Genomic DNA, 12,169 nt, shown 5'->3' on the forward strand with positions numbered 1-12,169 from the left:
TGCTCGCCAGTCCGGCTACTCGTTCTCGGCGAGAACGATGATGTGGTCCTCGTGCCCCAGCGTGAGAGCTGTGTCCTTGGGCGGATTGAGACGTATTCCGTAGGAGGGAGCGGTGTTGCGGTCCCGCCCGTGCCGGTAGCCGATGGCCGTCTCCCCTCGCCTGAGCGCCGCCTCGATGACGGTGGCGAAGTTGGCCTCCTTCCCGGCCTGGAGGTATTGGTCCGCGGGCTTGAGGTAGATCTCCGAGCCGGCGGGGTCGAGGAGCGTGGTGAGGACCTCGTGCAGTTGCGGGTTTTCGACCAGTTGCGTCAGCAGCAGGCAGATGAGCTTGCTGCTGACGATGAAGTCGTCGGCCTTGGTGACCTGGGCCACCTCGCGGTTGCTGTCGTTGTTCATCTCGGAGACGATCGAGTACGGGTCGCCGAGTGCCTCCTCGATGTCGCGCAGGTGCAGCAGCGTCACCAAGGTCCGGTTGTCGGCGAGCTCCGGGTCCACCGACTCGTCCGCGAGGACCAGGATGTGCTGGTAGCCACCCGGGTTGAGGGCCTCGAGGGACGCCCGGCTCGTGGGCTGGCACGTCCGGTGGCCGAGCGTGAGGTTCATCAGCTCCGAGCCCGCGGCGTCGGGACGGTCGGGTACGGCGATGTCGAGGTGCGAGCCGGGCTGGACGAACTGGTCCAGCAAGTCGATGATCTTCGAGGCCCGGGAGTTCCAGCCGATCATCAGCGTGCGGTCGGGCTCTCGTCGCCAGGCCGTGGCATCCGCGATGGCCGACTCGACCGTCCTGACCGGGGCGTCCGCCAGGCGGATCAGGACGTCGTCCTCTGCGACCAGGATCATGCTGTCGTCCGCGGCGATGACGGTCGACCCCGCGGGGTTGAGGACGACGCGCCCGTCCTTGGTGCGGAGGCCGATCGGCACCCCGAGGTCGTATCGCGCGAGGGCCTCACCGTAGGCCGAGCCGGTGAGCGCCGGCTCGTGCCGGATGTAGATCTCGTTGCCGAAGAAGCTCAGCAGCTCGTTGCAGACGGCGGACAGGCCGGACTGCCGGTGCGACTGCACGACGAGCCGGACGGCGAGGTCGTCGGCGTCGACCACCAGCCCGCTCGCACCGGCCGCGAGCCGGGCGGCGGCCAGGTTGCCCGAATCCATCACCGCGGCGACGAAGGGCGGCCGACCCGCAGGCCAGGGCCTGTTGTTGAGGATGAGCAGCGTCTTGATGACAGTGGTGTCGCTCTCCGAGGAGAAGGACGGCAGCACCATGACCGCTCTGGCGGTGTCCGGGCTCACCAGCTCGAGATCGGCCTGCTTGAGAGGGTTGCCCGAGCGGCAGATGATCTGCGTCCGGCCCGTTTCGCGGACCCGAGTGCGGATCTGCTCCTCCATGTCGACCTTGTCATGGTCCGCGAGGACCACCACACAGGACCGGCGCTCGCTCTGATTGGCCTCGACGAGCTCTTCGACCACCGTGAAGATCTGCTCCGACCAGCCGAGCACGACGACGTGGCCGCGCTCGATGATGCGGGAACGCCCCTTGCGCAGCAGCTGAAGGCGGTGGTTGAGACCGGTGGTCAGCACACCGATGAGGGCGCTGACGATGAAGATGCCGCCCACCGTGACCGCCAGCATGAGCCCGAGGAACAACGGGCTGCCGTCGTCGCCGCCCATGGTGCCCGGATCGAGGGTGCGCAGAAGACTCATCCACGCCACCCCGGCCCAGCCCCCGTTGGCCTCGGTGTCCTCATTGGTGAGCAGTACGACGCCCACGGTGATGACCGCGATCAGCGCCACCGACCCCAGGCCCAGCCAGCCGATCAGAGCAGGCGTACCACGGTCCATCGTGCTTTCGAACCAGTACCGCAGCCGGTCCCGTCGCCGCGCTCGCATGAAATCCCGCCCCTCCAAGCCGGCCGTGGACGACCCCCGACCGACCGCCCGCCGGGCTACGCGATCCCGTACCGGCCCGCCCGGGGCACCACGACATGCCTTCTCTGTTTGACGTAGTGATCGATTGCTGTGCCGGATGATGCGGACGTGTGACAGGCGCGGCACAGCAAGCCGCCTGCCCCCCTGGGCTGTCCTGGCCGTGGCGCGTCTCTCGGGCGCTTGTACGACCTCACGTTCACCTGGCCTGACGTCCTGGCAGATGCCATGGCCGGTGTCACGGAACTGCGAGTCTGGCTGACTGCTGACGTGCTGGCAATCTTCCGCTTCCACGCCGACGACGAACTGGTGCAGCCAGCCGACAGGCGGGGGTGGTGAAGCGGGACGCTGCTTCACCACCCCCGCCTTGTGGCGTGCGGAGATCAGCCCAGCAAGTTCTCTATGAGGTCGGCGGCGCGCAGGCTGCCGCCCTCGGCTCGTACGTCGGCACGGAGCCGCGCCGAGCGGCGAGCGACCTCCGGGTCGGCGACAAGTTCGCTCAGCGCCGTCCGCAGTGTTTCGGCGGTGGCTTCAGGGGTGTCGATGCGGCGGGCCACGCCCAGTTCGACGAGTCGGTCGGCGTTGAGGAACTGATCGACGGCCTGCGGGACTACGATCATCGGGACGCCGGTGAACAGCGCTTCATTGCAGCTGCCCATTCCGGCGTGGGTGACGAAGGCGTCGGCTTGTTCCAGGACTGTCATTTGAGGCACCCAGGAGTGCACTTCGACGTTCGGCGGGATGGCGCCGAGTTCCCGCGGATCGGTGTACTTGCCGATCTGGAGTACGACGTGCCAGCCGGGCAGGTTGCCGTAGGCCGCCAGGCACTGGCGGTAGAACTCCGGCCGGCGTGTGTACGCCGAGCCCAGGGAGACCAGCAGTACGTTCTCCGCATCGGCCGGACGCGTCCAGACACCCTCGCCTGAACGCGGGCCGAGACAGGGGCCGACGAACGTCACGGTGTCGGTGTCGACCTGGTCGGCGTTCGGTTGCATCGCTCGGGGGATAAGGGCCAGAGCGTGCGCGGGACGGCCGGAGAAGGTGTCCACGTCGGTGGTGGACGCTCCGCAGCCGGCGAGCCACTGTGTGAACTCCGCTCGGTACACGTCGGCACCCGGCAGTTGCCGCACGTGTGCTGCGACGTCTTGGTCGTAGCCCTTCCAGCCCACGAATGTCGGAGACAGCTGCATGACGGGCCGGTCCTGCGACTCGGCGAGGGCACGCGCGGCGTAGGCGCCGATGTCGTACAGGTAGAGGTCCGCCGGGTCGTGGTCGTAGGCGGCGCGCAACTGCGGGAGTGCCTGGACGGCGTCCTCGAGGAAGAGACTCATCGCGGCGATGGGGTCGTCGGGCCAGTTGTTGTCGGTGACCGGCAGCACGGAAGTGCACGGGATGAATTCGGCGCCGGTGGCTGTGATCAGGTCGGTCATCGCCGGGTCGTTGGCGTAGGTCACCCGATGGCCGCGAGCCACCAGCTCTCGGATGATCTCAAGACTTGGCAGGACGTGGCTGACGGCGGGGATACCGATCATCGCGATGTGCGCGCGGCGACGGGACAGGGAAGACATGAAGGATCACTCATCTCAGGTCTACGGCGAAAGAGACACAGCAAGCCGGTGCGCCGACCGCTGCGCGAGGAAGGGCGCAGTCGCGGGGGCGCACTGGAGCATGCGGGACGGGAGCGGGGGCGCTGCCCCGTCCGTGTCAGCCGTAGATCTGGTAGAGGTGCATGCCGCGACTCTAGCCCGCCTCCAGTCTTCGGTGCACCGCATTTATGGCGGCCTCCGTGGAGAGGGGTCCCACGCGGGCCAGGTGGCGTGGCCCGCATGGGAGCTCCCGTCTCGATGTCACGTCGCGGGGCGGGTGTCCGGGGCGGCGGCTTCCAGGTCGGCGATGCTTCCCGACATGATCGTGCGCACGTGCTCGGTGATGTGCTCGGCGGGCCAGTCCCACCAGGCCACCGTCAGCAGCCGCGTGACGTCCTGTTCGCTGTAGCGGGTGCGGATGAGGCGGGCCGGGTTGCCGCCGACGATCCCGTAGTCGGGTACGTCGGTGGTGACCACGGCGCCGGAGCCGATGATCGCGCCGTGTCCGATCCGCACGCCGGGCATCACCGTCGTGCCGTGTCCGAACCAGACGTCGTTGCCGACGACGGTGTCCCCTCGGTTCGGCAGGCCGGTGAGCAGGTCGAAGTGCTCGGACCACGAGCCGCCCATGGTGGGGAAGGGGAAGGTCGAGGGGCCGTCCATGCGGTGGTTGGCGCCGTTCATGATGAACCGCACTCCCGTGCCCAGCGCACAGAACTTGCCGATGACCAGCTTCTCCGGCCCGTAGTGGTAGAGCACGTTGCGCGTCTCGAACGCGGTCGCATCGTCGGGGTCGTCATAGTAGGAGTACTCCCCGACCTCGATCAGCGGGGACTTGACCAGCGGCTTGAGCAGCACCACCCGGGGCTGCTCGGGCATCGGATGGAGGATCGTAGGGTCGGCAGGCACAGGCATGGTCGGTGATTCCTCAGGGAAGTTGCATTTCGGTCTCCGGTCCATGATCGCTGTACTGCGCCGGCCGGGACACCGATTTCCTGGACGCCTGGCCCGGTTCGGCGCGGGCCTGGACGAAGCCGACGACTGGATCTCCCTGGTCGACCTCGAACCAACTGCGCGCCGCCCTGGTCACTTACAGCCCAGACATCGCCGTGCCGTGCTTCTACGGGCGCGGCGCACTCTTCAATCCAGCTTGTTCAACCTGGCTTGTAGATCTACTCTGGGGGCATGTCCGAATCCACCCAGAACCCTTCGAACATCTCTGTATCGGCGGCTCGGGCCGCGCAGGACCTGCGGGGGCTTGTCAGCCGGTTGCGGCGCAGGTTTCAGGAGGCGTCCGGCAGTGGGGAGCTCACGCCGTCGCAGGTGGCGGTGCTGAGCCGGTTGCGGGACGGGGAGGCGTCGGCCAGCGATATCGCGGCGGTCGAGCGGGTGCGTCCGCAGGCGATCGCCGCGACCGTCGCCGTGCTGGGCGAGCGGGGGCTGGTCGAACGCCGGCCGGACCCGGACGACCGGCGCCGTCAGCTGGTGTCGCTGAGCCCGGCGGGCCGGGACTACGTGGCGGGCCGCTCGCACGCCGCACAGGAATGGCTGTCCGCCGAGCTCGAGGAGAACTTCACCGAGCAGGAGCGGCAGACCGTACTGACGGCACTGGGGCTCCTGGAAAGGCTGGTGCGGCCGTGACCGTCACCTCCACGTCGCAACGAGCCGACGAGACACGGCAGAAGACGGACGGTTTCGACCGGCGGCTGCTGATCCCCATGGTGCTCGGGTCGGTGCTGAACCCGGTCAACTCCTCGATCATCTCGGTGTCCCTGGTGGCGATCGGGGTGGCGTTAGGAGCGCCCCCGTCACAGACCGTGTGGCTGGTCTCGGCCCTGTATGTGGCCACCGCCATCGGGCAGCCGATGATGGGACGGCTGATCGAGCTCTACGGCCCGCGCCCGCTGTTCCTCACCGGAGCCGCGCTCACCGGGCTCGCCGGATTAGTCGGCGCCCTCGCCCCCTCGCTGTGGGTGCTCGTCTTGGCCCGCGTGATCCTCGGCTTCGGCACCTGTGCCGGATATCCCGCCTCGATGTACCTGCTGCGCAGCGAATCCGACCGCACCGGCCGCAGCAGCCCTGCCGGGGTGCTGTCGGTGCTGGCGATCGCCAATCAGACCGTCATCGTGATCGGGCCGGCCCTGGGCGGGCTGCTCATCCATCTCGGCGGCTGGCGCAGCACCTTCGCGATCAACATCCCGCTGGCGCTCGGCTGCCTGATCGTGGGCATGATCTGGCTGCCGAATTCCGCCGCGCCGCGGCGGGAGACCCGGTCCGGCCCGGCGGGCCTGGCCGGCCTGGACTTGCCGGGCATGGTGCTCTTCGCCGCCACGCTCATCTCACTGCTGCTGTTCCTGATGAACCCGCACACCGGGCACTGGTACCTACCGGTGATCGCCGTAGTCCTGGCGGCGGCCCTGACAGTGCGCGAGCTGCGAACCGCGCAGCCTTTCCTCGACATACGGACGCTGGCCGGCAGCCGCCCGCTCCTGGCCAGCTACGCACGCGGCCTGCTGATCGCCATGGTCGCCAACTGCTTCCTCTACGGCTTCCCCCAGTGGCTGGAAGAGGACCGCGGCCTGGACCCCACCACGGCCGGACTCGTCATGCTGCCGATGTCGGCCACCGCCATCGCGGTCTCGGCCATCGCCGGGCGTCGCGCCGAGATCCGCGGCAAGCTGCTCGCCGGCAGCGCAGCCCAGCTCGCCGCCTGCGCGCTCCTGCTCGCGATACGCCCCTCCGCCCCGCTCTGGCTACTGCCGGCGGCCGCGTGCGCCATAGGCATCCCGTACGGGCTCAACAATCTCGCCATCCAAAACGCCGTCTACCACCAGGCGGACCCGCAGCGCATCGGCTCCTCGGCAGGACTGCTGCGCACCTTCTCCTACCTGGGCGCCATCGGATCGACCGTGGGCACCAGCGCCTTCCTGACCCCAGGCTCGGGTACGACAGGGCTGCACCACCTGGCCTGGTTCATGCTCGCCGCCTCGGCACTGTTCCTGCTCATCACCCTCGCCGACCGCACCCTGCGCCACACCGGCACCGGCACTGGTACCGACACCGCCTGAACGCCATCGACACCAAGAAGGGCCGACCCATGACAGAGACACGACCCGCACTCGACCCCCGCCGCACCGCGTTGCTGGTGATGGACTACCAGCCCTCCATCCTCAACTCACTCGCAGCGGCTGCCCCGGACCTGCTGGACAACGCCGCCACCGCGATCGACACCGTCCGTGACCTGGGCGGCAGGATCGGCTACGTACGCGTCGCGTTCACCGACGCCGACGGCGACGCGATCCCGCCCACCAGCCCCATCGCCGCCCTGGCCACGCCCGAACGGCTACGCGCCCTGCACGCCGACGCACCCGGCACCGCCATCCACGAACAACTGACCCCGCACCCACAGGACATCGTCGTCCGCAAGACCCGCATCGGAGCGTTCTCCACCACCGACCTCGACAACCGCCTGCGCACGGCCGGCATCGACACCCTGATCCTCGCCGGAGTGGCCACCAGCGGCGTCGTCCTGTCCACCCTTCGCGACGCCGCCGACCGCGACTACCGCCTCGTCGTCCTCGCCGACGCCTGCGCCGACCACGACCCAGCCGTCCACGACTTCCTCACCGGCAAAATCTTCCCCCGCCAAGCACACGTCACCACCACCGCCCGACTCCCCACACTCTTCACCGAGCAGCGATAGCCAGACCCCGCCAGACCGAACCCACCCCCTGACCACTGCCCCCGGCACCCTCGTGCTGCGCTCCGGCCGGATCTCCCTGCACCGGCTCAACGCCTGCTCCCGCGGTCTCTGCTTCGGCAGGACCACATCAGCCGGTGAGGCGCTCAGCCGTGATACGCGGCGATCGCGATCTCGACGAACGAGCGGATCAGTGGATTCGTGTCGCCGTCGTTCCATGCCGCCACCACGCGGCTCGGCGGCATATCGATCAGCGGCACTACGGTGAGCCCTTCTGCCGGCTCGTGGCCCAGGGGAGTCATGCCGACCGTGCCGTTCCAGAGGACGGCTTGCCGGCATTCCTGGACGGCACGTACCACCGGGCCCTGGCGAGGTTCTCCGCCGTTCCAGTACGCCTGCCAGATGGGGTCGGTGCCCTCCGGGAACAGGAACCAGCGGCGGTCGGCCAGGTCGGCCGGCTTCAGGCTGTCGCGGCGGGCCAGCGGATCGTCGGCGCGCAGCAGCGCGCCCACCGGGTCGGTGCGCAGCTCGCGCACGGTCAGGCCGGTCTCGTCGAACGGCCCGCGGGTCAGGGCGACATCGACGACTCCGGCGTGCAGCCCGCAGGTGGGATCGGTCAGGTCGGTCTCGCGGATGCGGACCTCGACGTGCGGGTGCCGCCGACGGTAGGCGTCGGCCAGCCGGGTCACGTCCGGATCGGTGCTGTCACCCAGGATGCCGACGGTGATGGTGGCGGCGCCGGCCGCCGCGGCCACGCGCACGCGTACCCGGTCGGCCTGGCCGAGCAGGGCGCGTGCCTCATCGAGCAGTACCGCCCCCACCGGAGTGAGCGTGACACCGGTGGGAGATCGGCCGAACAGTACGGCGCCGAGCGCGGTCTCCAGCTGCTTGATCGCCCGGCTCAGCGGCGGCTGACTCATGTGCAGCCGGGCGGCGGCCCGGCCGAAGTGGAGTTCCTCGGCGACCGCCACGAAATAGCGCAGTGTTCGTAGCTCCATAGTGCGACGATACCCGTACGGTATCGGCGCTGCGGTATGGGTCTTGGACAGTCGTAGTGCCCTGGCAGTGGAATCGAAGCATGACTGACGAACCGAAAGCCATTGAGCCGATCGCAGACCCCGCCGTATCGGTGGTCGGTCCGGGCGAGGGTGAGACGATCTTCCTGGGCACCACGCGATTGCGCGTCCTCGAAGACGGCAGCAACACCGGGCACCGCCTCGGGCTCGCCGAGTCCGTCCTCGCGCCGCACACGCCCGGGCCGCCGCAGCACCGTCACGCTCAGCACGACGAGGGTTTCTATATCATCTCCGGCACGGTGCGGTTCACGGTCGGCAAGAAGGACTACGACGTGACCGAGGGAACGCTCGTGATGGTCCCGGCCGGAGCTCCGCACACGTTCGCCAATGTGACCGACCAACCGGCCGTCATGCTCAGCATTTTCACGCCGGACCTGTACGTGCAGTACTTCCGGGACCTGCAGGACATGATTGCCGGCGGCCAGGCGATGACCCCACAGGCGGGCATCCGAACGATGAGCCGTTACGCCACCGAGCCCGCCACCGACTTCGCCTCTTGAACTGGCTGGTCACCGGACCGGTGCAGGCGCCGCCCAACGGTGTGGACGGCGACTGCCCTCCCTGCCGAAGACCTCTGACTCGACGGGCCTGCACGTGTGTGAGCAGACTGGTTTCGCGATACCGCCCGGCCCCGGCGAATCGCGGTCTGCATACGGAGTCGGGGCGTCGCCGCCCTCAACGGCTTTGCGCAGCAGGACGAGTGCCTGTTCCTGGAACTCGCGGTGCTCGTCCGCGTGATGCGCGAACAGGCAGGCCGCGTCGCATGCGTCCTCGCCGACGAGGGCGAGGCCCGGCCAGCCGACCTCGTCGACGATCTTCTTCAGCCAGGGGGGCGTGACGGTATGCCCCTAGCGACCCGTTAAATCCCGGATGGTGCGGCCCGGGGGGCGCCGCACCTCGTCCCGTCATCCCGCCGGTCAGGGTGCCGGCTCGAGGCCCCAGGCGACGGCTCGTCCCGCGGCGGCCACGCGGTTGGGGACGTCGAGCTTGGCGAGGATGTGCTCGATGTGGGTGGCGACGGTGCGCGGGCTGACGTACAGCCGGTCGGCGATCTCCCGGTTGGTGCGCCCCTGGGTGAGTTCCGCCAGCACCTCCAGTTCGCGCGGGGAGAGTGCCGCGGGCCGGGTGACCGTACGGCACACGGCGACCGTGCGGTCGCCCTGGCGGGTCAGGTGCAGTTCGAGCATGCGCTGCCTGTAGGGCACCAGCACTGTGGCCGGCAGTGTCCGTCGGGCGGCCGTCCGCCGCAGCAGGGCCACGAGCGGGGAGCCGGCCTCGGTGAGGCCGGGCAGCGGCTCCCCGCTCAGTGTCACCGGGGCTGCTTCTTCGGCGTAGTCGGCGTCCTCGGCATCCGGCAGGAGCACGGCGCAGGTGTGGCCGGAGGCGCCGGGGCCGGGGGAGCGGTGCCCGGCGAGCGGGTCGGCGACGGCCGCGAGGCTCTCGCCCAGCAGGGTCATCACGGCCCGGACGGCCGGCTGGTCGCACCGCACCCGCGTGGTGCTGACGTTGAGGATGCCCACGTACCGGCCGTCCGTGGAGAACAGGCACTGGGCCACGCCGTCCTGGACGCCCAGGGGTTCGAGGACCTCCTGGAACCCGGTGGAGGCCCGCCGCACCGGAGCGGGCACGTCGTGCCACCAGCTCGTGCTGCCCGGCGCGTGCCGCATGAGCGCGAACGCCGGATCGTCGTGCAGGCGGGTCTCGATGTAGCGGTTGGTGCCCGCCGGGTAGCTGCCGGCCAGCGTCACATGGCGGCGGAGCAACGGATCCCACCGGGACAACGACGCGTGGTCGTGATCGATCACCGCGGACAGCGCCGTCAGGACGGCGTCGGCTCCACCCTTCCCCCGCACGGCGTGGCGCGCCGCCTCGCGCACGCCCAGGGCCGCGCTCAGGACGTCCGTCGTGCTCGGCTGCTGTGTCATGGGCGTCGGCTCGGCTTCCATGCGCTCAGAATGATCATGCGGTGTGCGGGCGTCAAACGGCGAGTTCGTCGTGCACGACGTCGCCGCCGACGGCGGTGAACACCACGGGCATGGCGGGGATGTCGTGCGGGTCGGCGGTCAGCAGGTCGCCCGCGAGCACGCACAGGTCGGCGACCTTGCCCACCTCCAGAGTGCCCTTCCAGTCCTCGGCGAAGTCCTGCCAGGCCGCGTCGGAGGTGTACGTACGCAGGGCCTCGGCGAGCCGGATGCGCTGGTCGGGTCCGCTGACGTGGCCGCTGGCCTTGGACTCGCGCAGCATCATCGTGGAGACGCCCTGCCGCCAGTCGGGGAGGGTGACGGGGGCGTCGGAGCCGCTGGTGACGGTCACGCCGGCGTCGATCGCGTCCCGGTACGGCCACTCGTAGCCCGCCCGTCGCGGGCCGACGAACTCCTCCTCGAGGTCGGCGACGGTCCACTTGATGGTGGGGTTCATGTTGACGCCGAAGCCGTGCCGCGCCAGCGTCCGCATGCTGCGGGCGGTGAGGAAGTCGCCGTGGATGACGTAGTGCCGGGCGTCCGACCGGGGGTGCACGGCGGCGGCCGCGGCGAAGGCGTCGACGACGGTGTCGATGGCCCGGTCGCCGGTGACGTGCACACCGGCCTGGTATCCGGCGGCGTGGGTGTAGCCGATCATCTCCGCGATCTGGGCGACGCGCTCCTCGTCGGTGTCCCCGCCCACGCACAGCGCGCCGCAGCCGCCGCCGATGTACGGCTCGTGCATCCAGGACGTCTTGTTGACCGGGATGCCGTCGGCGAACAGTTTGACGCCGAGGACGGCGAGGCGGCGGGGGTCGGTGGTCGGGGGCTCGTCCATGGCGGCCAGCGTCCGGACGAAATCCTCTGCCGTACTGGTCATCCCGGTCGGCAGCAGCAGGACGCCGACCCGCGCGGTCAGTTCGCCGTCGGCGAGCAGGCGCCGGTAGACGTCGAGGGTGCTGTGGGCCATGGCGCCGCGCATCAGGGCGTCGCCGCCCGGGCCGAGGCCGGGCTCGGTGTAGCTGGTGATGCCCAGCCGGGCGAGGCCGCGCAGGGTCGCCCGGATCGCGTCGGCGCGCACCTCCGGGGAGAGCGTCGGCAGCGCCTGGTGGACGAGGTCCTGGGCACCCTCCTGGAGAAGGCCGGTGGGCTCGCCCTCCGCGTCCGTGACGATGACCCCGCCGGGCGGGACGGGGGAGTTCCGGTCCACTCCGGCCCTTGCGAGCGCCGCGGAGTTGACCCAGGTGGCGTGGCCGGTGGCCGAGTACAGCAGGACGGGGTGGTGCGGACTGACGACGTCCAGGTCGTGCCGGGAGGGCAGCCGGGACGGGTCGGCCACGCACTCGGCGAGGTACCCCGCGTCCCACCCGTACCCGGTGATCCACTCTCCCGCGGGGGTCGTCGCGGCCGCCTTCCACACGGCCTCGGCCACATCGGCCAGCGACCGTACGGCAGGGAACGAGACGTCGACGGACAGCGGGGGCATCGTCAGCCCGAAGGCGCAGCCGTGCAGATGCGAGTCGTTGATGCCGGGCAGGAGCGTCCCGCCGCCGAGATCGACGATCCGGGTGGCGGGGCCTGCGTGCGTCATGACCTCGGCCCGGTCGCCGACCGCGCTGATATGGCCGCCGGTGACCGCCAGAGCGGAGGCGACGGTGAAACGCGAGTCGACGGTGAGAACCGAACCGTTGACGAAGACGAGGTCTGCCGGAGTGGCGGGCACGGTGTTGTCCTCTCTGCGAGGGGCTGTTGACGGGGCTCTCGCGGGATCGGCCGGGGAAGCCAACAGCACTGTGCACCTGGGCGGGGTTCGCGCACATCGGTCGTTCAACCGATGTGCGGTCGGCCGGTCCGGGCCCGTCGTCGGCGGCCCGTACGTACGGCCGTCGCAGGCGACGCCCACCCGTCAGAAGCCCGGCCCGG

Annotated in this window: 10 protein-coding genes; 4 read left to right on the forward strand and 6 right to left on the reverse strand. The window is 69.9% G+C overall.

The annotated features are described in order from the left end of the window. Window positions 1-15 precede the first annotated feature (15 nt). The 3 genes from J1792_RS18405 to J1792_RS18415 all read right to left on the reverse strand — a co-directional run bounded on the left by J1792_RS18405 (window position 16) and on the right by J1792_RS18415 (window position 4,424). Complete coding sequence (locus tag J1792_RS18405; protein ID WP_207247742.1) at window positions 16-1,887, reverse strand: CASTOR/POLLUX-related putative ion channel; 1,872 nt, start codon at window positions 1,885-1,887, stop codon at window positions 16-18. Between the two features lie 419 nt (window positions 1,888-2,306). Further along, window positions 2,307-3,491 carry a macrolide family glycosyltransferase gene (locus J1792_RS18410; protein WP_242645966.1) on the reverse strand — a complete coding sequence of 395 codons (1,185 nt, stop codon included), beginning with the start codon at window positions 3,489-3,491 and terminating at the stop codon, window positions 2,307-2,309. Window positions 3,492-3,770: 279 nt separating this feature from the next. Beyond that, window positions 3,771-4,424 (reverse strand): CatB-related O-acetyltransferase, encoded by a 654-nt coding sequence (locus J1792_RS18415; RefSeq protein WP_207247743.1) that lies wholly within the window; start codon window positions 4,422-4,424, stop codon window positions 3,771-3,773. 270 nt (window positions 4,425-4,694) lie between these two features. Here J1792_RS18415 and J1792_RS18420 point away from each other — a divergent pair, with 270 nt between their 5' ends. The 3 genes from J1792_RS18420 (at window position 4,695) to J1792_RS18430 (ending at window position 7,212) form a co-directional block, all read left to right on the forward strand. Beyond that, window positions 4,695-5,150, forward strand: a complete 456-nt coding sequence (locus J1792_RS18420) for a MarR family winged helix-turn-helix transcriptional regulator (protein ID WP_086572520.1) — start codon at window positions 4,695-4,697, stop codon at window positions 5,148-5,150. A gap of 77 nt (window positions 5,151-5,227) precedes the next feature. Then, window positions 5,228-6,577, forward strand: coding sequence for an MFS transporter (locus J1792_RS18425; RefSeq protein ID WP_207247840.1), 1,350 nt, complete (start codon window positions 5,228-5,230; stop codon window positions 6,575-6,577). 29 nt (window positions 6,578-6,606) lie between these two features. Continuing rightward, window positions 6,607-7,212, forward strand: a complete 606-nt coding sequence (locus J1792_RS18430) for a cysteine hydrolase family protein (RefSeq protein WP_086572519.1) — start codon at window positions 6,607-6,609, stop codon at window positions 7,210-7,212. Between the two features lie 143 nt (window positions 7,213-7,355). On the opposite strand, the gene J1792_RS18435 is transcribed toward J1792_RS18430, so the two are convergent. Beyond that, window positions 7,356-8,207, reverse strand: coding sequence for a LysR family transcriptional regulator (locus tag J1792_RS18435; protein WP_086572517.1), 852 nt, complete (start codon window positions 8,205-8,207; stop codon window positions 7,356-7,358). An 80-nt stretch (window positions 8,208-8,287) separates the two neighbouring features. Here J1792_RS18435 and J1792_RS18440 point away from each other — a divergent pair, with 80 nt between their 5' ends. Continuing rightward, on the forward strand, window positions 8,288-8,785 hold the full coding sequence (locus J1792_RS18440) for a cupin domain-containing protein (RefSeq protein ID WP_179198992.1): 498 nt from the start codon (window positions 8,288-8,290) through the stop codon (window positions 8,783-8,785). Window positions 8,786-9,202: 417 nt separating this feature from the next. Here J1792_RS18440 and J1792_RS34280 read toward each other — a convergent pair whose 3' ends face one another. Then, window positions 9,203-10,231: a helix-turn-helix transcriptional regulator gene (locus J1792_RS34280; protein ID WP_242645967.1), complete on the reverse strand. Its 1,029-nt coding sequence runs from the start codon at window positions 10,229-10,231 to the stop codon at window positions 9,203-9,205. A gap of 31 nt (window positions 10,232-10,262) precedes the next feature. Beyond that, window positions 10,263-11,969 (reverse strand): amidohydrolase, encoded by a 1,707-nt coding sequence (locus J1792_RS18450; RefSeq protein WP_086572514.1) that lies wholly within the window; start codon window positions 11,967-11,969, stop codon window positions 10,263-10,265. Between the last annotated feature and the right edge of the window lie 200 nt (window positions 11,970-12,169).

It is taken from the genome of Streptomyces triculaminicus (assembly GCF_017349075.1).
In the GTDB taxonomy this organism is placed as follows: Bacteria; Actinomycetota; Actinomycetes; order Streptomycetales; family Streptomycetaceae; genus Streptomyces; species Streptomyces triculaminicus.